Below are 25,749 nucleotides of genomic sequence, written 5' to 3'. Positions count from 1 at the left end.
CGGTCACCGGCGGACGCTGCGCTCCGAAAAAGGGATGATCACACCGCCGCCTTTGGGGCGTGGACCTGATATTCTGGACGCGCGCTGGGCAGGCTGACATGCGGATTGGACCTGGCGAAGTCGCTCGATATATGATTCGAGATCCGCGACAGTGTAGCGCACCGCGCGGCCGATCAAAATATAGGGAAGCGCGCCGTCCTGCCGGGCCTTTCGCAAGGTACGGGTGCAGAGGCTCAAGCGTTGGGCCGCTTCCTTTTCGGTCAGAAGGATAGGCGTCATGTGGCCTCACGCTGTTTTGCGGTCGTGCGGGCGTCTTGGTGGAAGGACAGATAGGCGTCGATGCCGCGCCAGAAGCCGCGCCATAAGGGGGAGCTGGGCAGTTCGCTGTTGTAGAGGATCGCCAGATCCATCAGGCGGTCACGACTGGTGAGCAGCTCGATATAGCGGGCGACGCGATGGCCGTGGCGATCGGCCAGATAGGCTCGATCTGGAATCTCCAGACAATCCTGCCGGATACTATCGGAGAGAGTTGCGATCTCGCGGCCGAGCGCGGGGCCGTAGCGGGCGATGCCATCTTTCAGCTGGTCGATCTTTTCCGGCACGGTCGCCTGTGTGCCGACTGGCCCAACGCCGGTAACGACGCGCCGCCAGTCAGCGACGATCGCGCGCCAGATCTCTATTTCGCGGGTCGACGCTTGATGATCCATGCGGCCCGCCTGCACGAGGGCGGGATATTGCTCTTCTCGGCGGGCCAGCGCGCCTTCGACTTCGGCGAGGCAAGGCGCGAAGGTGGCGCGAAGGTCGGCGATCGGGTCGGTCATGGCGTCCGAAGTCGAGCGCCACGTCGGTACGGCCAGTGAGGGATCTTGGAAGGTCAATGTTGCCCCTTTCAGAGCAGGGAGGAACCGATGCCACCCAAGGTGAAGGGGTGGTCTGCGCTTGGGGGTCTAAAAGTGCGGGTCAGGCGCGCGCCGGCGGCGATGCGGGCGAGTTGTTCTTCAAATGTCGGGCGGCGGCGCGATATGGGGGAGGGTTCGGGAGGCGACGGGGCCGGTGCTGCCGATTGCGGCGGAGGCAGCTGGGCTGGTGGGCATTGCGGCGCAGGCGGTGTTGCTGGTCGCGGCGATGCCGTCCTTTTGGGCAGGACCAAGGTGGCCAAGGGGCGTTCGGTCGGGCCGAGGGCGCGAGGCCATGGCTTGCCGTCGCGGGTGAGCTGCCGCTTCGTCTTGTCGATGAGGCGGCGCGCGATCGAATGGCGGATGCCCAGCTGCGTCGCCGCCGAATAGACGGGCCAGCCATTGAGCCAGAGCATCTGCAGATCGACCTTTTGCTGATCGGTAATCATGCGCGGGCTTCCCCTTGCGCCTGTCGGCGCTGTTTGCGGATGCCGCGTGTCCAGGCGACCTGCTGGATGGTCCGGCGCGTCCGGTGGGGCAGCAGGCGATGCACGGTAGCGGAGCCGCCGGTGGGATATTCGCGATCGAGGATCGCGAGTTCTGTCGTCCGCCAGCAATTGGGTGCGGGAAGGTCATCGGCGTCAAAGCCGGTTCGTGTGCGGGGATGATCTTTCACGGGATAATCCTTGAAAAAAGGCTGTCGACGCTGATGCAAAGCCAGCGAAGCGCGGGAAATGTGGCCAGCCAGAGCAAGGCGGATGCGATACCGATTGCGAGGGCGGCGGCGGGGTGAACGGGAGGGGGGGGGCGTCATCGCGGCGCACCTGCCGAGTGTGGACCTGCGCAATCTTCGCAAGGGCATTCGTCACCCATCGGCGCGGGTCGAGGCGCAGGCGCCGGGCGGCGGATCGGGGTTAGGACACCGCTGGAGACACGGCGGTAGAGTGGGCTGCGACCGCGCCCCTCCCCGACATAACCGTGTTTACGCCAGCCAAGCCGCTGCATGATGCGGACGAGCTGGCTGTTGTCGGCATAGCGGGGGATGCAATCATCGCGCGCGGCGGTAGCCAAGCGGTCACTCAGATCGCGCAGAGCCACCTGATCGACATTGCGGAGGATCGAGGCAACATAGAGTGCGATGCGGGCGACGGCGATATCGTCGGGTGTCACCAGCGAGACCGGCCCAGTGGTTTTGCCGCACTTGCGGGGCATTATGACGTGGATCATGAGCGTATCTTTCCGCTTCAGTCCTGCTCACCGAGCAGGCGCTGCTGATTGGCGAAGGCTTGTTGCGGGGTTACCCGTGGGCGGATGGGCGCACGGGGTGGGCGCGCGATCTGGGCGAGGTAGCGGGCTGCTTTTTTGCAGGCGGCGCGCCAGTCCGGGTTGCGGCCGAGGCGGCGGGTTTCGATGATGCGGTTGCGGATTTCGCGCGGGAGCGCTTCGAAGCATGGGGTGCAGAGGCGCTGCCAGCTGGCGCGGGTGCGGGTACAGCCGGGGACGTCGCAACGGTGGATGCGTGACATGGCAATCTCCTTTTAGTGGGACGGCAGTCGGGACAGCGGGCGACGCCGTGGCGGATCGCCCAGCCCTGCGGCAGGGTGGCGTCGGCGCTGATATGTTCGGCTTCACAGGCGGCGCAGATGAAGGTGCTGGGGATGGCGGCGTCGGCATGCGACGGCCCGGCGATGCTTCGCTTGGTCACAGGATATTCTCCGGCTTTTGGGGATTGTCGAAGACCCAGCAGTGGACGACATGCTCCACGGGGTTGTTGACGGGCTTGGTCGCGACGAACTTGCGCGACTTGGAGCCGCGCAGCAGTTTACGCAGCTTGTCCATTTCAGGGGGCTGGAGGCCCGCGTTGCGGCAGCGGGCTTCGTAATCGACCAGGCGGATGGCAATCAGGTTGGGATCGCGGTGCTGGTTGAGCGATTTGCCGCTGGCGTGATCGTCCGTGCGTTCGCGATCGAGCAGGTAATCGACCTGTTCCCAGAAGCGGGACACCAGCGGGTGGTCGCCGCCGCAACTGTTCTGGCGATCGAGCGCCATGGCATCGACCATCTGGAGCGTTTCGGCAGTCCATTCGGGGCGAATGGTGGGGAACAGCCGGGGCAGCGCTTCGACGGCGGCGGCAAGTTGCGAATGGGTCTTTATCGGGCGGCTGTTGACCAGGCCGGGAACGCGCTTGGGCATGTCCCGATCGTGATGAGTGAAGCGTTCAAAGAAGAAGGGGAGGAATTTCGCCTCGCTCCGCACGACATGAACGATGGTGCCGGACACGTCCTCGATCGGCCATTGTTCAAGCCTGATGGCGGCGTCGCGGGTCGTTTCGGACCAGCGCGACTTGTCGATCGCCATGGACATGAGCCGTTCCAGCACCGCCGGATGGGCGTCGATCCGTTCATTCTGCATGAGGTAGATCGAGCCGAGAAAGGGCGGCTCGGTGGTTTCATAGCCGCCGGACTTCTGGCCCAGGCCGCGCGGGGAGCGTCCGCCGTAGAGGATCAGCAGTTCGTTGGGATCGAACTGGCGATTGCCGCTGCGCTTTTCTTCGTCGCGGCCGCTTTCCATGAGGCCGACCGGCAGGTTGCTGACCTTGAGGAAGCTGCGCGCGATAAAGGCGGTGGTGCCCTTGTTCGGGTCGAAGCCTTCATATCCGGCGCGACCTGCCAGCTTCCAGCAGAATTCGATCAGGGTCGATTTGCCGGAACCGGGAGGGCCGGTCAGTTCAAGGAAGCCGAGCGATTTATTGCGTTCGCGGATCTGCACCGCGAAGAAGCTCATCACGAAAAAGGAAAGCGTGATCAGGCCCTTTGGCCCGAAGGCGGTCCAAATGTCATCGACCCAATCGAATTTGATCTGGTCGGGGTCGTAATGGATATCGAGCAGCTTTTCGGGGCTGCGCAGCTTCACCGCCTGCTTGCCGAAGTCGAAATAATTTTCGGTGTTGATCCGTTCGACGCGCCCTTCCCGCACGGCAAAGTCACCGAACAGCCAGGCGCGGTGGGGCGCGGAATAGCCGGTGAAGGGGATGGGTTCGACGACCTTCAGCTTGCGCGTCTGGTTGCGGATCAGCCGGTCCAGCTGGTCGCCCGTCCCGCTCCACATGCCCGCAAAGGCCATCATCCGCTTCTTGAATTCAGCGGAGTTGGAACAGGCGGCGGCGGTGAAGCGGGCTTTTACCGTGGGCTGATCAGGGAAATCGACCTGCAGGAAATAGTTGGTTTCGTCGGCAACTTCGTCCCGTTCGCGATAGAGCATCCGAAAGGCGCAGTTGGCGATTTCATCGACCAGCAGGTTGCGGGTCTGATCTTCGTCATAGGTGACGCGGCACCACCACAGGCGGTTGCCATGGCGGAAATCGAAGCTGGCCAGCTTCGTGCGTTCGTAGATCAGCTTGGCCTTTTCGCGCGGCGTCTTGGCAATGGTGACCGCGCCGTTCCACAGATACTCCTCGATTTTCGCGGGGCCGAGGGGCGCGAGTTCGGGATCATCCTTCCATTGCTGGTGGCGCAGGAGGAGGTCATTCCAGTCGAGCGTGGTGCCTTCGCCATCAGGGCGGACCTGCGCGGCTGTGGCCTGCCACCCTTCGACATGAGCGCGGTCGACGAATTTGCGCGCCCATTTGACGCCAGCGCCGCCGGGATCGAAGGCGAAGACCAATTCGGGTCGGGTGGCGCGCTTCAGGGTGCGCAGGGCTTCCTTGACCTGATCAAGGAAATGTTCGGGCCAGTAGTTGCAGGACATGGCCGACACGGCGAGCTGGCCAGCGCCCTGGTCGAGAGCAATGGCGTTGAAGATGCCTTCGCAGATCCAGATGCTGTCCGCCTGGGCGTAGTCCTCGATCGAGCGCCTGGGCGGCATCCAGCAATGCCCGCCGGGCTTGCCGCCGCGCTGGAAGTGCGCCTTCTTGCCGAAGCGCCCGGGACGATCGATGATGCGTTCCCAATAGGTCGGGCCGATGGGAAAACGCACGGTCGCGGCCGACTGGTTGCCCTCCGCGTAGGTTTCCTGCGTGTAGGCACCGCGCAGATGCTGGAGATCGAAGCCGCGTTCGTGCGACAGATAGGCGTCGGCGGCGGCGTTGGGATTGGCATCGGTCGCCGGGAAGCGCCTGGACCAGTTTTCGAACAGGTCAGGGAACAGGTTGCGGACGCTGTCTTCCCAACCACAGCGTTCCTGCCGCCCGCAACGGACGATCTTGGGGTCTTTGGCCGAACAAAAGAGTTCGGGCTTCTTGCAATCCGGGCAAATCCCTTCCTGCAGCCAATCCCCTTTCGTCTTTTTGAAGCGGAAACGGTCGTTCAGGCTTTTCAGAATGTCGGCTTCAAGGCTCACCGGTGCGCGCCCCCGGCGATAAGGCGCAGGTCAGGTGCTTTGGTTTTGGGTGAGCGGATCGGGTAAGGACCGGTGTAAGCGCGAGCCGGGCCGCGCGCGGGTTCAACGCAGGCGCCGCAGAGAGCGACGAATCCGCGACCAGACATGAAGGCGTCGAACAACGTGCGGTAGCGGGTGCCGCAGCCGTCGCAGGGCGGTTGATTGGTAACAGGCAAAGCGTCCCCCTCGCCCGCAGCGCGGGCGTTATTGAAATCTGGTCTGGATTGATGGATGCGGTGCGGCGGTCAGCCGGAGCCGAACATGGTGATCTGGTTCGGATCGTCCCGGCCACGTTCGGGCGGCAGGATGTGCGGCACCTGATCGCGCGGGCAGACCGGCAAATCGAGGTCGGGCCGTTCGAGCAGACCGGGATTGTAGGAATGGCGGAACACCAGTTCGAGGCCGAAGGTGTGACCGCAGCCGGTGTTGGTGCAGTGGGCGTCGATATGCTTGACCCGTTCGGTCACGCGGGTGCTGCGCCGGATGAAGCTGGGCGCTTCGCATTTCGGGCAGGTGATCAGCGCATTATGCTTGGCGCGTTCGCCGCCAGAGCTGGTGCGGAATTGGAGGGGCGCTTCGATCAAAGGGCGGGTCATGACAGGTTTCCCTTTTCCTGACGGTCGAGCGCGGCGAGACTGGTTTTCATCGCATCTACCGCTTCGTGGATTTCCTGACGCGCGCGGCGACGTTGCCGCACATCCTTGCTGCCGCTGGCTTCGATCATGGCGGCGATTGCTTCGCCGGTTTCCTTGGCAACCTGACCGGCCAGCGAGGCCAGACACTGGTCGGGCGTCTGCCTGCCCGCGATGTCCAGGCGCAGGGCGTGAAGGCGATGGAAGGGGGCATGGTCGCCACCATGATCCATGTAGGCACGGTCGAGTCGTTCGGCGTCGATCATGCGGATTTCGGTTTCGCAATCGGGATCAGACCAGTTGCGGACGGCCTGTTCGGAGCGGACCCCGCAGATCGCGGCGCAGCGGTCCCACCCGATGAGATTAGCGACGTTGGTCAGGGTGCGCTGATAGGTCAGCGGTTCACGCAATTTGGTCATAGCGCCAGCCGCTTGGTTTTAGACGAAATTTCCAAGGAGACGCGACTTGTCCGCCGGTCTACGCCATTGGCTCGGGCGGCGGCGAAGCGATCGACCCCCGACCAGCGGGAGGACGCAGGCGGCAAATCGATAGGGTAGATATCGGGGCGAAGATGATGACGAGAGACTCCAGTGGCGGCTTCCAAACCCAGAACATATTCGGCGGGAAGGCGCTTAGAACTCTGCACCCACTTCCAAACCGCTGTTGGCGACACGCCGCATATGCGCGCGATTTCGGACTGTGAGCCGGCGATCTCAATCGCCTGCGTCAGCGCTTCAAAAGGGGTTACCGTTTCAACCATGGTTGTTGATTTAACTAAAGTTGCTAATGGATGCAATAAGAAAAGTTGTATCGCTGGTTTTTACCAAAGTTGTAATGGTCGAGGGGTGTTTCGCAGCGATCGATTGGCGGCCCTCATGGCCGAAAAGGGCCTTAGCCAGAGTGAGTTGGCAAGGCGTATTGGCATATCTGCCACTGCGATATGGAAGATGGTGAATGAACCGGCCCAAGGGTCGAAGCATATCCACAAGATTGCGCGTGAATTGCAAACCTCGGCTGAATATTTGATGGGCGAGACGGACGATCAAAGCATGTCTCGTCAGCTGCTTGCCGTGGCGTCGACGGAATCGGAGATTGACGAAGACCTAGTCGAAATCGACAGCATCGACCTAAAATACGGCATGGGCGGCAGTTTTCTCGATACCGACCATATCGAGGTCGAAAAGGTGAAGTTCGCCCGTAGCTGGATTCGGCAATTCACGAACAGTCCGCCAAACATGCTCTGCACGACCAAAGGCATCGGCGATTCTATGATGCCGACGATCCACGACCAGGATGTGGTCATCATTGACCGATCGCAGACCCGCCCGGAAATGGGCGATATGATCTGGGCTGTCGCTTATTCAGGTTGGGGCATGATCAAGCGGCTGCGCGCCCTACCTGATGGCCGAATCCGGATCAGCTCGGACAACCAGCTGGTGCGCGATGAATATGCAAGCGACGGCGATTTGTTCATCGTGGGGCGCGTGATCGCGGCAGTGAAGAGCCTCTGATGGCACGGGTACCCACTCCGCTGCCCGCGATATTGTTAGCGGTGGTAGGCGTGAAGCATCCCAATCGCGACGGCGGCAATCGTAGGTCTGAAATTTTGCTCTGCAAGCCGGGCGATCCGATTGAGCTGCAATGAGGAATGGCCCGAAGATAAATGGACAAATGTCGAGTTTAGCGCCGCTGGGCACCGATAGTAGCTAAGGTTGGGATCTGAATGTGGCGATGCTCATGGCCCAAAATAACAAGCTCCTTATTTGGAGCAAGCCGGCAAATTGTTACGGCCGGTTTGCAGACCGTTATATTGTCGCGAGACCAAGTGCGGGCGGTATCAGATCGACAGATTGACTGTTTCATCCGTGAAGCCGCCTTTTCAATCGCATCGGGGCAGTCATTCGTTAGATATCCACCAACGTGAAATGTCACATTCGCCCACATTCTGGCGGCCTTGAAACGAAAGGCTCGTAGGTAATGAAAATCTTTCCCATTATCGCCGCTTTACTCGTGTCGATGTCGGCGACAGGATGCGCTTCACTTGGCGAGCAGGCGCAGAGCGTGAATGGAAGCTGCGAGCCTGGACATGACAACCGATCCAGTTCTCTTTGCGCTGATTGGGCGGCGGTTGACGCCGCCCGCGCTGCAGTCACATCTAGCAATCAAGCAACTGATCTGGCGAGGTGGAGTTTTTTTATCGGTCTCATCGGCGCATTCGGACTTTTCTTTACAATTCGAGAAAGCATTAAGCAAAGCCGTGTATCAAGTCGTTCATTAATGCTTTCAAACCCCCCACACCTGAAAGTAACCAACATTGCTATTTGGGTTCGTGGTGAAGATGAAGAGTGCTTTCCTGACTTAAAAATAGCCCATCAGGAGATCGAAGGTCGCGTGTTCATCGTAAATGTTGGTCGCGATGTTGCACACATTGGGAATAATCCTCCGACCGCGAGAAACAATGGTAAAGATGAAGAAAATTGGTCAAGCCAGTGTATAGCTTTTTGGAACACCGGTCCGCTCCCCATAATCAGGCCATTCCAAGAAGGAAAGGATTGGCACAACCCTTCGGACATTAAACATCTAGAGCCGGGCAGATTCCATGAATGGAAATTCAGAACTGTTTCCCAGCCTGAAATGGATCTTTATATAGCGGGGTTTGTGACCTACTGGGGATCGGAGGGTAACAGACGGCATACCGTGTTTTGCCGTAAATATTGTCCTGAAAAGCACCGTTTCTTTCCGGAACCGGCGTATCCTGAATATGAGACAGAAGAATAACGGCTCATGCTGTAGAGCTTTCCAGCTGAATTTTTTGTCGAAGTCGTGTCGCTGATATTGTTGTTTCGATCGCCTCGACGACCCACTTCGCCCCGTCGATCGTGCTGTTCCACCCTTTCAGCCTCACGCGCCTATTGGGCGTGATCCGACAATCTGCAATGGCTAAGTCATATTCGAAGCGGCATCCGCCGCGTGCTCGCTTCTTTGCCTCCGCCTCCGCCGCCTGTGTGGCGTCGGCTTCGGTGGCATAGACTCGCTTCAGGCGCTTGGGGTTATTGCCACCCGTCGCATGCTTCTTGCGCCGTCCAGCGGCCTGGTCGTGCCATTCGGCTTCCACCCCGTCATTCTCATCCCGCTGCGCACGAATGAAGCTCCAAGACCAACCATCCTGCCGGGTCAGGGTGAGCGATGGGATCGCGTTCCCGTTGGCCGTCGTGGCGCTCCCAACAGGGATGAAGATCAGGCGCCGGTCTTTCCATGTGGCAAGCGCGTCGTAGCGGCTGCCCAGATCGCGGACCATGGCCATGTCGCTCTTGCCGTTCTGATCAAGCGCGGCGATCGGCTTCCCGGCCAGATCGGGATGGACCTGTGCGGTGATGCCATGGCGCGCGGCGATTTCGGTCAGGACCGCGCCCAGCGTCGTCCCCTTCCAGCTTTTGGTGCGGCGCTGGCGGTAGCTGCCCGACAGATCGGCGGAGCGGGCGCGGATCATGATCCGGTCGGGGGGGCCGGACGCCTCTACCTCGTCCACCTTGAAGCGGCCCTTGTCGACCAGGCCGACCGGCACATCGTCGCCCTGTTCCCACCCAAGCGCCAGCGCCAACACCTTGCCGGGGTCTGGCATCGCCAGTTTGCCATCGGCATTTTGCAGGGTGACGGACAGTTCGTCCGCCTCCCCGCCGCGCTTTTCGGTGAGAGTGAGTTCCACCAGGCGCGGGTTGATCTTGTCGGCCAGATCGACGCCGTCGAGCGTCAGGCGCGCACCGGCCTTGTTCGCGGTCATCCGTCGACCCGTTTCAATTCCATGGTGAAATTCTGGCCGCGCGGCAGGCCGCCGGCCATGATGCCGACATGGCCCAGATCGATCGCGTCGATGCGATACTGACCCAGCACCCTGCCCAGACCGTCGACCAGCGGCCAGTTGTCGCCAGTGGCGGCCATTTCGACAAGCCTATCGATCGCGCCATAGCTGCCAGCGACTTCCGGCACGACAAGGGCAGCGATGGTGATGGCGTCATCCCCCGGCCCGGCAAACTGGCTGGCGGCGCGCATGCCAAAGCGTTCGCTTTCTTCGTGCCGCCAGCTCATGCGGCGTTGCAGATCCTGATAGGGAATGGTGTCCATGCCGAAGATGAACATGCCGAGCGTCATCAGGTGTGCGGGGCTTAAGGGAAGGGATGCCATCAGCGATCATCCTCATAGCTCGAACGGGATTTGCGGGCCTTCAGCTGCTCAATCTTTTCCATCACGCGCCGGGCCAGCGCTTCGGCATCTTCGCCAGGCAGCTGCTGGATCTGCAGAGTGATGTGGTAGGTGTCCCCCCCTGCCCTGCCAGCGCCGCCACCGCCGCGCCCGGCTGCGCCTGCCGGGGCCATGGCCAGCGACCCTGCCGCCAGCACACCCGCCGCCATGCGACCAGCGGCACGGGCCGGGCCGTTGCGGTTGCCGTCGATGCCGCGTTCCAGACCGCCCGCGACATGACCGCCAAGCGCCATGAAAACGCGCGACGGGCTTTTGATGCCCAGATAGTTTTTGAGGGCGGTGATCCCATTCTTTGCCATGGCGATCAGTCGCGCGCCCAACGCCAGAGGATTGATGGCTGACAATAGCCCGCTCATCATCATCGATCCGATATTCTTCATCCATGCCGGAAAGCTGTTGAGCAGCCCCTTCACTGCGCCGACGCCACCAAAGAATGCCGCCTTGATGCTGTCCCAATGAGTGTAGATCAGATAGGCTGCACCACCGATCGCCAGGACAATGGCGGTGATCGCCAGCACCATGGGATTTGCCAGCATCATCGCCCCGGCCTGCAATATGCCACGGGCCAGAAACATGGATGCCGTGCGCAACAGACCCAGCACTGGCGCAGCCTTGCGCGCAACAGCAATGACACGGCCTAGCGGCCCCAGCACCGCGCCAAGCGCATATTGCGCCACGCCCAGACCAACGCGCAGCGTGATCAGCGCCGCTGCTCCCTTCATGATACCAGCTGCCAGGCCGGGGTTGGCCTGAGCCCATGCCGCCACGCTTTCAGCCGCGCCGGACATCATCCCCATGACTTCAGTGCCGACAGGCAACAGCGTCGTTCCCAGCACGATTGCCAAGCGGGAGGCCGTGCCAAGGAAAGCGCGCCATTGCACGGTGGCATCGGCTGCGACCCGCTGGTTGAAGGCGCGATCGACGGTGCCGGATGACGCCGCGATCTGAGAGCGCATCTTCTGGAAGTCTTCCATGTTCAGAATCATTGAACGCAGTGCGGATTGCGCCTGCATATCCTCAAACGCATAGCCCAGCTTGGTCATGTCGCCGCCGGTCGCCTTCTTGGTCAGTTCGGCGATCGCTTCCAGCGGGGTTTTTCCTTTGGCATAGGCGGCTTTGAGGGCGGCGGGCAGATCAATCCCGAAATTCTTCTCGAACGCCTTGACCGTAGCCGGCGCGTTGATCTTGGACAGAAGGTTCTGGACATTGTTTGCGGCTTCGTCGGCGTCCCCTGCCCCGCGTCGTGCGATCTGGAGCGCGGCGGACAAGTCTGCCACGGCAGGGACGCCCTTTTGCCCCAGCGCCTGCATCTGTGCGGTCAGGCCGGGGAAATGGCGGGCCATATCCTTGACCTCAAACGCACCGGCATTGCCAGCGGCGGCCATGACGTCGAGCGCGCGAGCCGTCTGGCCAACCGGCACCTTCAGGTTGTTGAGATTGGCATAGGCGGCGGCTGCGCCGTCGGCGATTTCCACCTTGAACGCGGTGCCGAGCCGTCCGATCGGCGCGATCATGCGGGTGGCGAGGCGCGGATCTATGCCGAAGCCGGACAGGACATCGACGCCCGCGCGCATCGCTTCGGGCATCTGCTTGGCGGCGGCAGCGGCGTTGACGATGTTGTCGGCCATGCGCCGGGTCGCGGCATCCGACAGATCGGCCTTTTGCTGGATATCGACCATGCCGCTGGAAAAATCAGCGGCCGCCTTGACCGCCAGGATGATCGGCGCTGCCATGGTTGCGCCGCCCACGACATTGTCGCGACCTTTGCCTTTCAAATCCTCGCCACGGCGTTGCATGGCGGCCTTGTCCGCATCAATCGCGGCCAGATGCTTCTGCCGCTCTAAGTATCTGTTAGTCTGAACGAGCTGGCGTTCGAGGTCCCGTTCGCGGTCGACCAGCTGGGTAATGTTGCCTGCGCCCTTGGCTATTTCGCGCTGCACGGATTTCAGTTCACTTGTCAGCTTCCGAGAATCGCCGGCCAGGGCGCGGAGTGACTTTGACCCTTTATTGCCCAGGCCGATGATATTCTTCATCGCACCGGACATCTTGTCGACGCCGACGAAATTTACGAGCAGAGACAGTTTGTTGTTCATTTCCCGCCGTCCTTTCCGCCCCACATGGCGTTGAAACGGTCGGTTGCCCGCCCGCTCCACTCGATCAGTTCATCCAGCGCCAGATCGCGCAATTCGGACAGCGGCCAGTGGAACACCGCCGCAATATTGGCGATCAGGTCATCGGCAGTTGATTGGCGACGTAGCTTTCGATCGCCCTCTTCTCCGCCGCCGTCATAAAAAAACCACGGATCACTCCGCCAATCTCGGCCAGGTCATCCGCCTCCAGCTGTTCCGCCTCCTCGCGGATCAGGATGGGATCGGAAATGCGAGGGATAAGGGTCAGGATCGCGCCGACGTCGCTGGTCAGAATATCCTGCAGCGACAGGCCGCGCAGCTCACCGCCCTTGGGTTTGCGCAGGGTCAGCTTTTCGATGGTCGTTTCGCCGCGCAGGATGGGCGTAGCGAGCGTGACGGTTTCGAAGCGATTGTTCGGTTGTGTGACGGCGGCAATTTCGGCGGGGTCGCTCATGCGGGGTTCCTCCTGGGAGGCGGGGCGGATTGGGCCGATAGGGTTAAGAGGAATACCCCTATCGGCCCGCCACCGGATGACCGCCCCGCATTGGGCCGCCCGGCGGATCTGCAAAAAGGGGTCAGCCCAGCAGGATCGCCATGATCTCCGCATAGCGATCGACGCCATCGACCATGAAGATGCCCTGCACCATGTCGATCTCAACTTCGGTGCGACCGTCCACGACACGGCGGTAATAGGCGACGGCGCAGCTATATTTATGCTCGGTCTGGTCGCCGGGCTTATCCTTGCCCATGTCGATTTCGGTGAAGCGCCCGCCGAGGAAAATCTCGACGGCTTGCGCCGCGCTGCCATCATCGGCGCGGTAGGCAGCGACCAGGCGCAGGCGGGTGCCTTCGACGCTGGTAGTGCCAAATTCGCGGATCAGCGCCTTTTCATGGCCCCCCATGGTGATGGTCGCTTCCAACGGCTCGACGCCCTTATCGAGCTTGACCGATCCGACCATGCCACCGCCGCGCCAGTCTTCGGTCGCGATGGCCAGCTTGGGCTGCTCAAATTCAGCGATCACGCCCAGATAGGACAGGCCGCGTGAATAGGCGTTGATGTTCACAAGTGTGCGAGGCAGGCCCATGGCGCTATCCTTTGCTTAAAGTGGGTCAGGCGAGCTGTTCGGCGAAGCCTTCATAATATTCCGCCGTGTTGATCAGCTCGATGATCGGGTTTTCCAGCGGGGCCGCTGGCGTATATTTCAGGCTGATCGTCGGACGGCCTGCCGCCAGCTGGGTCGGGCCGTTCTTCGACGGATCATAATAGGCCAGCGCGCCGATGATGCGCCCTTCGACCGTGAGCTGGCGCAGCTGCGCGTTCACGGTTTCGAGCAGATCCTTGATCAGGCCGACCGTCATAGGCTGGTCCATGAACGGCCCCAGCGCAGAGACGATCATGTCCTGAAGCGCGTGGCTGGTCCGCACCGCGCTTTCAAAGCTGAATTCGGGCTGCTGTTCGCTGGCGCAGGTGCGGTTGCCCCAGAAGCGGAATCCTTCGTTGCGGATCAGGGTCGTGACATGCGCAGCATTGAGCAGCCCGGCGGGGGTCGATTCATCCTGCAGGTCAAAATGCACATCTTTGGTCAGGCGGGTGACGCCGCCGATCGTCACATTGGACAGCGTCTTGTGCCAGCCCTGCTGCTCATCGATCATGGCGCGCAGACCCAGCGCGCGGGCAACGGCATCGCCGGGTGTATCGGCGGACGTATCGGGCCAGATCAGCATCAGTTCCCGGTCGCCAAAATTGTCGCGATAGGTGATGACCTCCGCCACATCATCGCCGATCGCAGCGGCATAGACCATGGCGCGCAGCTTTTTGGCAGCAACTACCAGCTCCGCTGTCACTTCCTGCGTATCCAGCCCCGGCGCGCCCAGAATGCGGGGACGGACGCCCAGGACTGACTGCGCGGCCAGCAGCGCCTGGATGCCGGTATAGCTGTTGCCGTCCGTCACACCGATGACATTCGCGTCGGTTTCCTCCTGATCCTCGCCTTCAGCCACGCGCACAACGACGGCAATGGGGCTGGTCTGATCGCCGATCGCTTCGAGCGCGGCTTTAAGCGTGCCGCCGGTGCCGGCATTGCCGGCCGCTGCATCGACGTCGGTCACCAGAACCGGTGTGTTGAGCGGGAAGGCTGCGTTCAGAGCCGCGGTTGCTGCGCCCGCTTCGGCGGTGGCGGTGGCGATCAGGCCGATGACGGCCAGGCTAGCCTGCCGGATCGTGCGCGCGCCGGTGGCGGTTTCGTTGATGGTGATACCGTGCATGACAAATCCTTCAGGCGATGGTGGCAGGAAGCGGGATGGACAGGGTGGTGCGCGCCGTCGCAGCGGGAAAATCCGTGCGGGTGCCGGACAAAGTGATGACCAGATTGCCCGCCACAGGGGAACCGGACAGGGTGACCTGGGCAAGCCGGAAGCGCGGTTCCCAACGGCGCAGGGCAACGGCGGTGGCCGCGCGCAGCAACATCGCGGTCGCTGCATTCAGAGGCTGGTCGATCAGATTGAACAGCAGCGACCCATAGTCGCGCAGCATGACCCGGCTACCCAGCGGCGTGCCGAGAATGTCAGCTATCGACTGCGCCAGATGATCAGCGCCGCCGAGAGGCTTTCCAGTACTGGCGTTCATTCCGTTCATGCTTGACGCATGGCGTGGAGACACGCGCGCGCGAAGGGGCCGGTAGGGTAGCGCGGGCTGCTACCAAGGTAGATGCCCTAGCATCGCTCCTGTCATTAGGCTGAAGCCTTGGTGAATCGCGCTCGACGCATCAAATAAGATTTAATGTAGGTTCAGTTTGAGTGTAGACGCATCGCTTACTGCATTAACTGCCCATTCTGGACCCTGTAGTTGCAAGTACGGAGGCTACATGAAAATGTTTCAGATCACTACGACCGTGAAGAGCGCGATGAGGGTTGACCCGCGACTTTATAATAGAACTGAACTCGTGCGCCGCGTGAGGGAGATCAACGCTGGCGGCGCAGATCGCATTTCAATAGAAGATACGCGAACCGGCAAAATCTTTGACGGTAGAGAGCTTATAAATGTCTAAGGGAAACAAGTAGGTGACCCTTTCTGCCGCATCTAGACCAGCCATCCCGGCACGAGCAAATCGCGCCAAAGATGACAGCGCTAAGGAATATTGATTTCCAAAACGAGACCGCCCCTCAACGTGCGCCCTTTGCCCTGAACCACGGCGTGTCGGTCGCATCAATTATCATGCTTTCCGCCGGATAGGGCCGATCAAACTGATATAGATCCTTCAGCGGCGCGGTGAGCCAAGTATCCCAGTCCTGCGGATTGAGGATGACCGGCGACCGATCGTGAATGTCGGCCAGCTCCGGCGCATTGTCGGTCATCACGCCGGTATAGACCGCACCCCATTCGTCGCTCTGCGTCCACAGCCCCGCCCAGGCAAAGATAGGCTGATCCTTCACCGATAACCATGTTTCGGTCATGCGGCCCGCTTCGCCCACAGCCTCCGCGAATCGTGCCGTCGGGATCAGGCAGCGCTGGTGCGGTTCGGCGGCCCATCGCTTCCAGAATGACCCCAGCTTGTCGAAGCGCGCATTATTGACCGGCTTGGGTTTGAGCGGCTGACCTTTCTTGCCGCGCAGCGATACGGGGAAGCCCCATGTCATCTGCTCCAGCACCAAGCCGTCGCCATCCATTCGGACGACGCTGCCCGGTGATTTGGGATGGACCTCCAATGGCCCCTCATTGAACCGCGCGCCGATCCGCGCGCCGAACAGTTGCAGCACCTTCTGCGTGTCGCCGCGCTCAGCCCGATTGCACATGGTCGGGAAGGTGGTTTGCGACAGGCCGCCTGTCAACACGCTTGACCCGACTCGCGCCGATGTTCTCATTACGTTCTCATGAAGCAGTTGAATCAATCACGTCTGGTGCGTTGGCGGAAGGACCATGGGATCGCGTTCACGACGGAATTTGAAAGCCGTGGTATCCTCTGGTGTTGCTGGATTACTGCCGTACAAAAGGGTAGCCTGCTGGGCCAAGGGACGTCGGTCCAGATACATGGGAAGCAAGCTGCGTTCGAAGTTGCCCTGGATGAACTTGTCGCGACGCTCCGCAGGAAGGGGTATGCTTTGCGGGGAAACAAGGAATGAAAGACCGAATCTTCGTCGCCGCCTGCACTTTTATCCGACTAAAGCGCGTGAGCGGATGAGCTACCACTGTGGGATGAATACATGGGTGGTTAGAGGACAGTCTGCTTTTCGCCGGGGGAAAAGTTAGCGGCATCCATCGCGGCTCATGCCATAATGGCTTGCCCCTATCGCAAATGCTCTGCAAATTTACCCAACCAACTGCCCCAAAGCTGGGAGGAATGGGGTGAGCACGGTCGTGTAGTTGGCGAGGAAGCCCATCAGCTTGCCCAGCCAAGAGCTAAACTCAGGTGTGCCCTTGGACTTGTCCATTTCCCTGACGATATCCAGCATGGCCTCGCGGTCACGTTCGTGCGTCACGCTGCTGTCAATGGTGGCGATAAGCTGGTCTAACACGTTCTCGGTCGTGATCGTGTTTGTGGAATTATCGGTAGAGTTAACGACTGTGCGGTTCTGATTGCCGCTCACGTTACCCTGATGCAGTTGACCCGAAAAATGATCAATTCTGATTGAGGGGGCTGCGGTCGCGGCTTTTTGTTGTTCATCCATTGAGAAATTGACCCCTTCGCCAGATATGCCTCGCTCTTCCAAATCCAATGCCCAATCCAGTGCGAGGTTGCGAACAGCATCTATGGCCGAGATTACCAAGCTCTTGCTGAATTTGATGGAGATAATGCAGCCGACGTTCATTCCAGCTTGAAGCCGCGCCTCTAGCTCAGGGCTGAGGCCCATCGAGCAAGTAGTACCTTCAGAACGTGCCAGGTTCTCAAGAGCTGAAATTGGATCGCGTAAAAATACTATTGAGCAAAGAGCGATGGCCTGTGGATCGCCTGTAATCTGAGAGCGCATCCAGCGGTTTTCGCCCATGAGTTTACCCGAACCTATGCGATAAGCAGGAAGCTCGTTTTCGTCGACATCGTAATAACCTGTCTGCTCTTTGTCGACCCATGCGACAGTGTCGGTCAGATTGAGCTTCGTAGCGGCAAGCTTAACGATGCGAAGCAAGGCAGAGACGCTAGTTTCAGGATTGACGGCGAGCACTTGAATTTGTTCAACCAGCCCTGTCATATTGCCCCCTGTTATCATGGCTAAGTGGGCGCTTGGCGAGATACAGTCAAGACAATCGGCAAGTAAACGGGAGTTGACTCCGCTCTAACGGGATACACCTAGTTCCAGGCACTACGAATCGGAAATTCCGCTTCCGGTCAACGTCGAGATGTCGCTGGACGGCATTTTCTGGTCGCTTGAGGATATTCTGAATCTGTCTACGCGATCTAACGATCCATATTCGCGGTGCCCGAAGCGAAATGCGTGTTTAAGTGATTGTCTGTAATGCGGCATTCCCAACCATAAATCGGTTTGCTGGATTAATCGGAAACTGGACATTCTCTTGGAGGCAGATGGGGAGCAAGAGCCGGAATCAATCTTGCCCGAAGCGGCTCGAGAGTGGCGAGTCCCCCTATATCGGGTTGAGTAAGAGCCTCTAATATGATTTCAATATAGCGCTCCTTCGTGACCCCTAGCTCTTGAACCAAAATGCCGAGATTCTCCTTACCGGGAAGAATTTTTAGAATTTCTTTGTAGTCTTCGCTACCCAGAGCAGCATCCACGATGCCCTCGTGCTCATCATATAGTGCGCCTGCATCCGGGATGGCGCTTGCTATGTTGGCTGCAGCAATGAAGTTCGATCTAGTTATATCGCGACTTGGATTAGGGTGCGCAGCGTTCGCTAAGCCGAGCAAACGAACGTCAACGTCCCGCTTCGCTCGTTCCAAGGCGACCTTATTTAACAAAATGCCCACGTATTTATTACGGATTTTAGCAATAAATTGCCCATAACGATAATCAAAATTATTTATAGCAAGATGATCAGCTACAATTTCAGCAATTTCTCGGAACGCAATTAGTCCCTCCATTTCATGAGCTGGAAGGATATGTATTCCTTCTTGTTTCAGACTTTGCAAATATGAATTTGGCCAATAGTCGCGTTCGACCATCGCTATCGGATGCGCATTTTTGATAATGGCTGTGTCCTTGAACGTTTGGAACGCGCGGCGTACCGTTTCGCAACTGCCAACAGAGACAACGGCAGTCTTTGGAGCCCGGAACCAAGCTCCGTAGACAGGTGCATCTATGCTTCTGTCAGTCTTACCTTCGCAGAATACGATCCGTTCCGCGACAACAGACAAGCTCGCTGCTCCAAGGATACTCTCAAACAATTCTGGCGGCAGGTCAGATTTTTCCTCAATTATCTCAACTTCTTGTGGGCCGCGAACGATACCAATTTTGCCTCGCCTCGACAGACCAAACGAGAGATCATGTGTGATGTAAATGAAGCGACAGTCTGGGCGGTTTGCCTCGATAACGTCCCAAAAGCGTCGGGCGAGCATAGGGTGGAAATGAGTTTCGGGTTCGTCAATAACGACAGGACCTGGGTTCGCCCTCAACAACCTAGCGATATGATAAACTGCGCTGCGCTCACCGTCACTCATCGCATGGGCGGAATAGAAGCCAGATAATCGTCTAGGATCATTCCATCGAGCCATAGGAGAAAAGCCGGAAAAATTAAGTTCCCGACCCGGAAACATCATTTCCCACAAACGCTTCAAAGTTTGAAGTTTTGTAACTTCTGGGATATGGATGGTTCCATCATTTTCATACGCTCTATCTCGAAATTCGGATGCACTTTGAACATCATATGCCTTCAATTCGGAAAGGATTGCGATTAGATCTTGCGCCGGACTAGAGGTATCTTTTCTAAATTGACTTATTTGCTCCTCACTATGTTGCTTGGCTTGCTCCACAGGTTGAACCCCCATGTGTGAGATGTTTAGCGCCCTCTGAGCAGAGACGCGATCATAGCCGAAAGCCGAAACGAGATACGCTCCCAGACGAGTTTTTCCTGCTCCATTTGCGCCGATGAGCGTGATTGGTTCGATGCCGTCAATTTCTAAAGTAGGGCTGAGCTTGATCGGGATTGCCATCGCGAACTCCGTTGAATTCGCATTCGTTATGTGCAGCACTTTCGCGTTGCAATTACAATTGCTGTCATATCGAAGATATGCGGCAGCTTATTTGCTCCACGTGACCGAAAGTGAACGTCCGCAACCGGCCATTTTCGATGACATCCGGAATTCCGCTATCAGACGACGAGCGGATGATCACGAGCCATTTTTGGAATAGCTTCAGCCGCCTGCCATCCAGCTTTCAAACTCCACGGCCGAACACTGCCCTTGCTGCGGATCTTCGCCGGTCTGCTCCAGATAGTCGACTATGTCGCCAGCCACCGCCAGCACCTCGCGCACATCGCCGCGCGCATTGGTGTAAAGCTGCCCATATTCGATTGTCATGCCGCGCTCCTACGCTGCCATGTCCAGCTGCACCGGCTCTTTCATCAGCAGGTACATCGCCGATGTCGGATGCAGCCCGTCCACGCTGCCCGGCGATCCGCCGATCTGGGCGATACGATCAGTCAGTGTTGCATCCGCCATGACGTTGGTCGAGGTATCGACGACGGAAGCGATGCCATGCGTCCCGATCGCCGCGACCAGGCCGTTGTTGACGTCAGTCCGGCCGCCCACGTCATTCACCGCATAATTGCCCACTGGCACCTGCGACGCCGGCGCATTGGCATAGCTGCCGGCAGACACGCGCGGCGTCATCTTGATCGGGTGGATTTCGGCGTCCGGGTTCACGGCCAGTATCTGGTCATACATCGTCATGCGATCGGCGAGGATCTGCGCAGCCGTTCGCGCGCTGCCCGTCGACGTGTTGGTGTTGCCTAGATCGTTGGTGCCATAGTCGTCAAAATAGTTGGAGAAATAGGGGTAGAGCAGCGCGCGCTTGGCATTACGCGGCACACCGCTGTCCGACATAATATAGGTCGAAACCGACGTCGCAGGCCGTGCGACGGACGTCCATGGCAGGCCGAGCGCGAAGGCCGCCTTGCGCAGCATCCCGCCCTGAAACTCGCCATCATTGGCCCCCAGCAGTCCTTCGCCCTGCCCATAGGCGATGCTGTTGCCGATGAAGAACGGCGTCTTGCCGTGCGTGTTGGACAGGCCCTTGATGAGGATAGGCATGAACAGGTTGGTGTTCGCTCCTCCGCCCGTGGGCAGGGTAAGCGGACCTGATCCCATATGCTGGTCAGTACCGGCCCCGCTGGTCGGACAGGTATAGGCGCCCTCTCCTGCGACGCTGCCAACGGTGCCGTTGAACACGCGAACGTCGCCGGTGATGTTGTCGCGGTTCGCGCGCAGCCAGAATATCGTTCCCGCCGGGAAAATGAGCAGGCCAAAATGGGAAGGGAGGATCACATCGCTTTCCACCCACGCCGCGCCGCCCGCCATGATGACGCTGCCCGCGCCAGACCATTTGACCTCGATTGTCTGTGTCGGCGCGCCGGGGATTTCCATGCTCACGACCAACGTCGCAGCGGCAACCGCGCCATCCTCCCGGTTGGTCGTGCCGACGAAGTAGTTGGCATAGACCAGCGTGATGCCGAAATAGGTGCCCTGCCCCATGACATGACGGCTGCGGCACATGAAGCGTGGGTTTGCGCCGGTTGATCCGGTCGATGTGGCAACCTCGCCCCGCGTCGCGGCAGCCATCCATGTCGCCACGGGCGCGACTGCACCGGCCCATAGTCGCCCGCGCGGGTTGACCCATGTAGGCAGCGTCCGATCGAGATAGCGGCTGCGCATTCAGGGCACCCTTTTGAGGGTCGCGAACGCAGCGGCCGTGCCGGTCAGGACAACGTGCAACTCCGCATTTGATGGCAGGGCCACACCCGTTCCTGCACCGTTGGCGTCGCTGGCATTCTTGCTCAGCAGATCGAGCCAGGTCACGCCGTCCGGGGCGCGGATCTGCAGCTTCACCGTACCATAGGCACCGGCCTGCTGGGCGAAGATATAGTCGCCGCCATAGACTGTTACGGCGGCTGACACGACATTGTTATTGGCGAGGGCGAAGCTTTCCTGCTTGCCGCCGATGGGCAAAGGTGACGCTTGGCTGATGGATTGGGGCGTTTCGCCCGGCGCGCCAAAGGCGATGGCGTGCATCTGGGTCAGCGTCTGTTTCAGTATCCGTGCAACCATCTCGTCATCCTTCCGCGCAGCAAAATCGCTGATGCGCAGCCAGTCGCGCGCGCGAAAGGGGATGCGGAGGTAAGAGGCGTTGCTACCGGGTTGCTACCAGCGGCGGGCGAAGCCCTTGGCGATCAGATGGTCGCCCGCGTCCCTGCCGCCCACGCTGATCGTGGCAAGGGTGCGGCCATAGCGATCGACGCCGCTACGCTCGATCTGCGCCGGGCCAGTTTGCAGGAAAGCCGCGAGCGCGTCTCGGCTGCGGATGGCCAGCGGGAAATCGCACCATCCCGCCCGCCCGCGCCGCCGTCTATCCTGGCATTTGGGGCTACCGCGCATTTCGGGGGCGTCGATATTGGCGATGCGGATGCGTTCGCCCGCGCAGGTGCGGATGGTGTCGCCGTCATGGACGGAGCCAACACACAGGGCGGCGACGGCAAGCAGGGAGAATATGGGCATGGGGCCGCCCTAGCGCGGGCTAGACCGGATCGCCAGTCTGACCGCCGCCGCTTTGGACATTGCCATGCTTGTGGGTTTTCAGGCTGATACCATCGGCGGTCACATCATCACTGGCGTCCATCCGCCCGGTCAGGGTCACGTTGCCCTCGATCGTCACGTCGGCGCGAATGGTCAGGCCGCCGGGGGCTTCGACCAGCGCGGTCGCGCCGTCGGGCAGAATGGCGGTGAGCGCGTGATTTTCCGGGTCGTAGCCGATTTGCGCGCCATCCTCATATTCAACCATTTCCGCCAACGTGGCACCGGGCGGCGGAAAGCTGTCCTGCCAGATGCCGACAAGGGCGACGGCAGCGGCCAGCTGTCCGTCCGGAACGAGAAGCAGCGCCTGTTCGCCAATGCTGGGCGGTGACCAGATGCGCGTCTTGCCTGCGCGCTGGGCCAGCCAGCGGATAGGCGGTGTTTCGGCCCCGCCATCGTCATCATCCGGATCGCCATAGCGCACGGTGCAGGTGGCGGCGGCCAGATCGACCGAGGCGATCGTGCCAAGGCGGATCAGTTCCGACAGGTCGGCCGGAATATCCTCTGCCGCCCGCGTCACGGCGCGATCGGGCAGATCCGCGCGACCGCCCTTTGCGCCAGTTCCGCCGCCATTCTGGCATTGTCGCAGGTAGCGTAGGAGCGGGCAGTGGTGCAGCCACTAAGGAGCAGCAGCAGCGGGAGAAGACGGGTCACCATTTCAGTGTCCTTTTCCAGACGGAATAGACCAGGATCGCCAGCAGCCCGCCTTCGACCAGCAGGACGGCACCGACCCCGGCGAAGAATGGCATCATTGCAGACCGACCCGATTGGCCAGCCAGCCATAGAGGAAGGCTTCATTGGCCGGGCGGCTTTCGGCCAGCGCGATGTACCGTTCGCCCTGCATCGCCTCCAGCGCCTTGAGTAACACCTTGTCACCTGCTGGCCCGCGCAACGCCCGGAACGCCTTGAGCGCTTCGATCGTGCGAGGCCCGATCGCCCGGTCGACTTTCAGTTCGGGGTAATCGCGGGCGTTACGGTTAAGGGCATTCAGGGCGCGCTGAAGAAAGCCGCTGGCAGTTGCGACGCCCATGTTGACGGCAGTGTCGAACAATTCAAAGGCGATCGTCGGCGCAACCTGCGCGACCAGGCCATAGCCGGGCTGTTCCCAATAAAGCCGCCGATAGATGCTGACCGCCGTGGCGCGCGGCAAGGCGCGCATGTCACCGGCATAACCATTTTCACGGGCGACCGCCTTGGTGATGCCAAAGTTGGTTTCGCCTCCGCGATCAGCGGGATGGTTGCTATAACCGCCTTCGCGGCCGATCACTTCATCAATCAGGGTTTCGATAGTCATTACCGGTCCTTAGAGCCGCGCTGGCGGCAATGATGGCGAAAGGGATTGCGGCGTTTCCACGCGCAAAGCGGATCGATCCGCAAGACACGGGAATGGAAATGGCGGGCGCGGGCATAGGCAAGCGCAGCGCACATGGCCGATGCCAGCATAATCAGGATGGCAGACAGGTCGCTCACCGGACATCTCCCCCGATCCCCAGGCGCTTGCGGAAAAGGAATTGCAGTGCGTCGAGGAGAAAAGCGAAGCCCAACCCGCCCAACGCCATGGCGAACAGGATCACGGCAAGGTCGGGCCAGCCCTTGAGCCGCCCGACCATGACAGCCAACATCGCAAAGGCGGGAAGCGCCGATAGTTCGGAAAAAATCAGCCAGCGCCGCTTGCGCTGCCACATGCCGAACGCCACCGGATCGTCGGGCGGTTCAGGGGCGACGCCGAACAACATCCAGCCAAGCCGCGCCCCGACCATCGCCAGCCCGCCGATCAAGGAAACCAGCCAGAGGATAATGTCTTCAAACTTCATGGCGGTCTCGCTTTCGTCGGCTGACCGCTGGCATGGCGCATGGGTTCCCGCGCGCGAAGGGTGTCTGGCGGTAAAAAGCGCTGTTACCGCCGTTCAGTCCGGCGTGTCGGTTTCGACAGGGGCTTCGACTGTCCTGACCGCATTGGCGCGCACTTCCGCCTGCACCTTGGGAAGATCAGCCTCCAGCTGCGCTTCGTCGAGTTTCCCCGTTTCGGCCTTGCGAACGAGCTGTTCAAACACTGTCATCATGTCTTGCTCCAAACCGGGTAACAGTAAGTCACGCCTTCAATTTCGACATCCATCCACAATGCCGGATCGCTGGTGGTGCCGGGTTTGTTCGCGCCCAAGGTTGGCACAGCTGCGCCAGTGCCAAACGTGCCGACCAGCTTGGTCTTATGATCATTCAGATAAAGCGCGTCGGAGACGTAGAGTGTGTTCTTGCCCGTTACGATGGATGTTATCTGGCCATTAAAATCGGCCCAATCCTGCGGCGCGACCAGGCCGAGGCTGTAATAGAGCATGCTGGCCCCGAATGCCGCGAAACGATTTTTGGGATCAGGAACCAACGGGACATTGAAGATCGGATCGACGCTCTCGATGCGCGGGGCGTACAACGTCACCACTTCGCCATCAGCGCCACCGCCCAGCAGGGAGCCATACTGATGCCCATTATAGGTCGTCAGAGAAAAGCCCTGAATTGTGACGGAATTTTCATTGCTGAATTTGACCGCGCATTCCTGCCCTGCTCCCTCGAACAATATGTTGAGCAGCTGCAATTGCTCGCAGCGCGGGAAGCCGGGATCAGGGAATCCTACCTCGACCGGCGGCTGACCATAGGACACGACGTAGCAGCTTTCTGTCGAAAAGCCTTCTGTGCGCGCGATATAGATTGGCGGTTGTTCTGCCTGCCGGATGACGACGCCGCCGCCCGTATAGACCGGATAGCTTGTCGTATCGAGATCGACGGTCAGTGTCGTGCTCGTGCGCGCAATGACCGTGGGCCTCGATCCCATCATGTTGGTCATGCCGCCGACATATTGGAAGCAGACTTTGTCGCCGGTCTGGAACTGGTGTCCCGGCGCTGTCACCACGGTCGTTGCGCCCTTCACGACATTGGTGATCGCTGCGATATTTTCATCCGCTGGCAGATAGCGCCAGTCGCAATTGAGGAACTGCTTGTTGATGAAGCTGGTCGCCCCGGTCATCACCGACGCATAGTCCGACGTCATTTCATGGGCGTCATAGCCCTCATGGATGGCGACGCGGGCGGTATGGTCGCGGTTGTAGATCGTGCAGTGATCCCACTGGACCGTTTCCTGCCCATAATCATGCGCAGCAGCACGCGTGAAATAGCCGTCCGTGAAGCACTCCTTGAAGCTGGCATTATCGCAAAAGCCGCCGGGCGTGCCGCGCTGCGCCTGAAAGCCAGCGGCGGGACGGTTGGCCTTTTCGCCCCAGATGCCGACGCTCTTGAACGTGTAGCCGCGCGTCCCGATCGCGTCGATCACCGCCTTGCCGGTGCAAGCGCCGACGAGGTACAGGTTTTCGACGGTCAGGTTCCATGCCGAAATGTTGGTGACATTGATGCTGTCGGTCGTGCGATACAGGCGGTTACCGCCATTGACGACGATAATGGTGAATGGGTTTTCGGTGAGCAGCTCACGCACGCGATCGAACATCGCATTGAGCGCGGGGCCATCGTTGCCGGTCCCAAGGCCGGTCGCGCCGAATTGCATCGGCGTTAGGGTGATTACGGCCAAGTCGCTCCAGGTCGCAAGCACTTCGCCGCCGAACTTGCCGCCCGTGCCGCCACGAAACCTTTCGAGGTCCATATCGAAGATAAATGCGCCAGGCTTGAACAGCTGGCCGGATAGTACTGCCGAGTATCCACGTGAAACGCGAAGTTC

Annotated in this window: 35 protein-coding genes; 3 read left to right on the top strand and 32 right to left on the bottom strand. The window is 60.0% G+C overall.

The window, feature by feature from the left end; genetic code table 11:
* Positions 1 to 3: 3 nt before the first annotated feature.
* The 10 genes from IWY39_RS24605 to IWY39_RS12895 form a co-directional block, all read right to left on the bottom strand.
* Entirely contained in the window at positions 4 to 279 is a 276-nt protein-coding gene (locus tag IWY39_RS24605; protein WP_196871589.1) for a helix-turn-helix domain-containing protein, read from the bottom strand.
* A complete protein-coding gene (locus tag IWY39_RS12935) occupies positions 276 to 821 on the bottom strand; it encodes a hypothetical protein (protein WP_196871588.1) in 546 nt (181 codons plus the stop codon). The genes IWY39_RS24605 and IWY39_RS12935 overlap by 4 nt, the downstream gene beginning before the upstream one ends.
* 68 nt (positions 822 to 889) lie before the next feature.
* Positions 890 to 1,345: a hypothetical protein gene (locus tag IWY39_RS12930; protein WP_196871587.1), complete on the bottom strand. Its 456-nt coding sequence runs from the start codon at positions 1,343 to 1,345 to the stop codon at positions 890 to 892.
* On the bottom strand, positions 1,342 to 1,572 hold the full coding sequence (locus IWY39_RS12925; protein WP_196871288.1) for a hypothetical protein: 231 nt from the start codon (positions 1,570 to 1,572) through the stop codon (positions 1,342 to 1,344). The genes IWY39_RS12930 and IWY39_RS12925 overlap by 4 nt, the downstream gene beginning before the upstream one ends.
* A 134-nt stretch (positions 1,573 to 1,706) precedes the next feature.
* Positions 1,707 to 2,123: a hypothetical protein gene (locus IWY39_RS12920; RefSeq protein WP_196871287.1), complete on the bottom strand. Its 417-nt coding sequence runs from the start codon at positions 2,121 to 2,123 to the stop codon at positions 1,707 to 1,709.
* 17 nt (positions 2,124 to 2,140) lie between these two features.
* A complete protein-coding gene (locus IWY39_RS12915) occupies positions 2,141 to 2,422 on the bottom strand; it encodes a hypothetical protein (RefSeq protein WP_196871286.1) in 282 nt (93 codons plus the stop codon).
* A 175-nt stretch (positions 2,423 to 2,597) separates the two neighbouring features.
* Entirely contained in the window at positions 2,598 to 5,234 is a 2,637-nt protein-coding gene (locus IWY39_RS12910) for a toprim domain-containing protein (protein ID WP_196871586.1), read from the bottom strand.
* A gap of 284 nt (positions 5,235 to 5,518) precedes the next feature.
* Positions 5,519 to 5,869 carry an ogr/Delta-like zinc finger family protein gene (locus IWY39_RS12905; protein ID WP_196871283.1) on the bottom strand — a complete coding sequence of 117 codons (351 nt, stop codon included), beginning with the start codon at positions 5,867 to 5,869 and terminating at the stop codon, positions 5,519 to 5,521.
* Positions 5,866 to 6,324: a hypothetical protein gene (locus tag IWY39_RS12900; RefSeq protein ID WP_196871585.1), complete on the bottom strand. Its 459-nt coding sequence runs from the start codon at positions 6,322 to 6,324 to the stop codon at positions 5,866 to 5,868. The genes IWY39_RS12905 and IWY39_RS12900 overlap by 4 nt, the downstream gene beginning before the upstream one ends.
* Positions 6,321 to 6,665 carry a transcriptional regulator gene (locus IWY39_RS12895; RefSeq protein ID WP_196871584.1) on the bottom strand — a complete coding sequence of 115 codons (345 nt, stop codon included), beginning with the start codon at positions 6,663 to 6,665 and terminating at the stop codon, positions 6,321 to 6,323. Before IWY39_RS12895 ends, IWY39_RS12900 begins: the two co-directional genes overlap by 4 nt.
* On the opposite strand from IWY39_RS12895, the gene IWY39_RS12890 reads away from it, so the two are divergent.
* Together IWY39_RS12890 and IWY39_RS12885 are read left to right on the top strand one after the other, a co-directional pair.
* Positions 6,586 to 7,416, top strand: coding sequence for an XRE family transcriptional regulator (locus IWY39_RS12890; RefSeq protein ID WP_331274480.1), 831 nt, complete (start codon positions 6,586 to 6,588; stop codon positions 7,414 to 7,416). The genes IWY39_RS12895 and IWY39_RS12890 overlap by 80 nt on opposite strands.
* Before the next feature lie 466 nt (positions 7,417 to 7,882).
* Positions 7,883 to 8,683, top strand: a complete 801-nt coding sequence (locus IWY39_RS12885) for a hypothetical protein (protein ID WP_196871582.1) — start codon at positions 7,883 to 7,885, stop codon at positions 8,681 to 8,683.
* Between the two features lie 4 nt (positions 8,684 to 8,687).
* Here the strand turns inward: IWY39_RS12885 and IWY39_RS12880 are convergent, their stop codons facing one another.
* From IWY39_RS12880 to IWY39_RS12840, 9 genes are all read right to left on the bottom strand, one after another.
* The gene (locus tag IWY39_RS12880; RefSeq protein WP_196871581.1) at positions 8,688 to 9,686 is read right to left on the bottom strand and encodes a contractile injection system protein, VgrG/Pvc8 family; all 999 of its coding nucleotides are present in this window, start codon (positions 9,684 to 9,686) and stop codon (positions 8,688 to 8,690) included.
* Positions 9,683 to 10,087: a phage tail protein gene (locus tag IWY39_RS12875; protein ID WP_196871580.1), complete on the bottom strand. Its 405-nt coding sequence runs from the start codon at positions 10,085 to 10,087 to the stop codon at positions 9,683 to 9,685. The genes IWY39_RS12880 and IWY39_RS12875 overlap by 4 nt, the downstream gene beginning before the upstream one ends.
* Positions 10,087 to 12,258, bottom strand: a complete 2,172-nt coding sequence (locus IWY39_RS12870; protein WP_196871579.1) for a phage tail tape measure protein — start codon at positions 12,256 to 12,258, stop codon at positions 10,087 to 10,089. The genes IWY39_RS12875 and IWY39_RS12870 overlap by 1 nt, the downstream gene beginning before the upstream one ends.
* Positions 12,255 to 12,383: a GpE family phage tail protein gene (locus tag IWY39_RS12865; RefSeq protein WP_443019996.1), complete on the bottom strand. Its 129-nt coding sequence runs from the start codon at positions 12,381 to 12,383 to the stop codon at positions 12,255 to 12,257. The genes IWY39_RS12870 and IWY39_RS12865 overlap by 4 nt, the downstream gene beginning before the upstream one ends.
* Before the next feature lie 8 nt (positions 12,384 to 12,391).
* On the bottom strand, positions 12,392 to 12,748 hold the full coding sequence (locus IWY39_RS12860; RefSeq protein ID WP_196871578.1) for a phage tail assembly protein: 357 nt from the start codon (positions 12,746 to 12,748) through the stop codon (positions 12,392 to 12,394).
* 121 nt (positions 12,749 to 12,869) lie between these two features.
* The gene (locus tag IWY39_RS12855) at positions 12,870 to 13,379 is read right to left on the bottom strand and encodes a phage major tail tube protein (protein WP_196871577.1); all 510 of its coding nucleotides are present in this window, start codon (positions 13,377 to 13,379) and stop codon (positions 12,870 to 12,872) included.
* Positions 13,380 to 13,404: 25 nt separating this feature from the next.
* Positions 13,405 to 14,559, bottom strand: coding sequence for a phage tail sheath subtilisin-like domain-containing protein (locus IWY39_RS12850; protein WP_196871576.1), 1,155 nt, complete (start codon positions 14,557 to 14,559; stop codon positions 13,405 to 13,407).
* A 10-nt stretch (positions 14,560 to 14,569) separates the two neighbouring features.
* Positions 14,570 to 14,920, bottom strand: coding sequence for a GPW/gp25 family protein (locus IWY39_RS12845; protein WP_331274479.1), 351 nt, complete (start codon positions 14,918 to 14,920; stop codon positions 14,570 to 14,572).
* Between the two features lie 536 nt (positions 14,921 to 15,456).
* The gene (locus tag IWY39_RS12840; RefSeq protein ID WP_196871574.1) at positions 15,457 to 16,086 is read right to left on the bottom strand and encodes an SOS response-associated peptidase; all 630 of its coding nucleotides are present in this window, start codon (positions 16,084 to 16,086) and stop codon (positions 15,457 to 15,459) included.
* 78 nt (positions 16,087 to 16,164) lie between these two features.
* Between IWY39_RS12840 and IWY39_RS12835 the strand changes: the two genes are divergently transcribed.
* Positions 16,165 to 16,413 carry a hypothetical protein gene (locus IWY39_RS12835; RefSeq protein ID WP_196871573.1) on the top strand — a complete coding sequence of 83 codons (249 nt, stop codon included), beginning with the start codon at positions 16,165 to 16,167 and terminating at the stop codon, positions 16,411 to 16,413.
* Positions 16,414 to 16,599: 186 nt separating this feature from the next.
* Here IWY39_RS12835 and IWY39_RS12830 read toward each other — a convergent pair whose 3' ends face one another.
* The 13 genes from IWY39_RS12830 to IWY39_RS12770 form a co-directional block, all read right to left on the bottom strand.
* Positions 16,600 to 17,478, bottom strand: a complete 879-nt coding sequence (locus tag IWY39_RS12830) for an AbiTii domain-containing protein (protein WP_196871572.1) — start codon at positions 17,476 to 17,478, stop codon at positions 16,600 to 16,602.
* Positions 17,479 to 17,777: 299 nt separating this feature from the next.
* On the bottom strand, positions 17,778 to 19,394 hold the full coding sequence (locus IWY39_RS12825) for an AAA family ATPase (protein ID WP_196871571.1): 1,617 nt from the start codon (positions 19,392 to 19,394) through the stop codon (positions 17,778 to 17,780).
* 201 nt (positions 19,395 to 19,595) lie between these two features.
* On the bottom strand, positions 19,596 to 19,760 hold the full coding sequence (locus IWY39_RS12820; RefSeq protein ID WP_196871570.1) for a hypothetical protein: 165 nt from the start codon (positions 19,758 to 19,760) through the stop codon (positions 19,596 to 19,598).
* Positions 19,761 to 19,769: 9 nt separating this feature from the next.
* A complete protein-coding gene (locus IWY39_RS12815) occupies positions 19,770 to 21,113 on the bottom strand; it encodes an SGNH/GDSL hydrolase family protein (protein ID WP_231377524.1) in 1,344 nt (447 codons plus the stop codon).
* Positions 21,114 to 21,506, bottom strand: a complete 393-nt coding sequence (locus IWY39_RS12810) for a hypothetical protein (protein ID WP_196871569.1) — start codon at positions 21,504 to 21,506, stop codon at positions 21,114 to 21,116.
* A 93-nt stretch (positions 21,507 to 21,599) separates the two neighbouring features.
* Positions 21,600 to 21,953, bottom strand: coding sequence for a thermonuclease family protein (locus IWY39_RS12805; RefSeq protein ID WP_196871568.1), 354 nt, complete (start codon positions 21,951 to 21,953; stop codon positions 21,600 to 21,602).
* Positions 21,954 to 21,972: 19 nt separating this feature from the next.
* The gene (locus IWY39_RS12800; protein WP_196871567.1) at positions 21,973 to 22,548 is read right to left on the bottom strand and encodes a phage baseplate assembly protein V; all 576 of its coding nucleotides are present in this window, start codon (positions 22,546 to 22,548) and stop codon (positions 21,973 to 21,975) included.
* Positions 22,545 to 22,685, bottom strand: coding sequence for a hypothetical protein (locus IWY39_RS12795; protein WP_196871566.1), 141 nt, complete (start codon positions 22,683 to 22,685; stop codon positions 22,545 to 22,547). The genes IWY39_RS12800 and IWY39_RS12795 overlap by 4 nt, the downstream gene beginning before the upstream one ends.
* A gap of 91 nt (positions 22,686 to 22,776) precedes the next feature.
* Complete coding sequence (locus IWY39_RS12790) at positions 22,777 to 23,322, bottom strand: glycoside hydrolase family 108 protein (RefSeq protein ID WP_196871263.1); 546 nt, start codon at positions 23,320 to 23,322, stop codon at positions 22,777 to 22,779.
* A complete protein-coding gene (locus IWY39_RS12785; protein ID WP_196871262.1) occupies positions 23,322 to 23,498 on the bottom strand; it encodes a hypothetical protein in 177 nt (58 codons plus the stop codon). The genes IWY39_RS12790 and IWY39_RS12785 overlap by 1 nt, the downstream gene beginning before the upstream one ends.
* Positions 23,495 to 23,842 carry a hypothetical protein gene (locus tag IWY39_RS12780; RefSeq protein ID WP_196871261.1) on the bottom strand — a complete coding sequence of 116 codons (348 nt, stop codon included), beginning with the start codon at positions 23,840 to 23,842 and terminating at the stop codon, positions 23,495 to 23,497. Before IWY39_RS12780 ends, IWY39_RS12785 begins: the two co-directional genes overlap by 4 nt.
* Before the next feature lie 93 nt (positions 23,843 to 23,935).
* Positions 23,936 to 24,091, bottom strand: coding sequence for a hypothetical protein (locus IWY39_RS12775; protein WP_196871260.1), 156 nt, complete (start codon positions 24,089 to 24,091; stop codon positions 23,936 to 23,938).
* Positions 24,088 to 25,674, bottom strand: a complete 1,587-nt coding sequence (locus IWY39_RS12770) for a ubiquitin-activating E1 FCCH domain-containing protein (protein ID WP_196871565.1) — start codon at positions 25,672 to 25,674, stop codon at positions 24,088 to 24,090. The genes IWY39_RS12775 and IWY39_RS12770 overlap by 4 nt, the downstream gene beginning before the upstream one ends.
* Positions 25,675 to 25,749: the final 75 nt, after the last annotated feature.

The organism is Sphingobium sp. JAI105 (assembly GCF_015752145.1).
Taxonomy (GTDB): Bacteria; Pseudomonadota; Alphaproteobacteria; order Sphingomonadales; family Sphingomonadaceae; genus Sphingobium; species Sphingobium xenophagum.
This window is presented reverse-complemented; position numbering and strand designations above follow the sequence as displayed.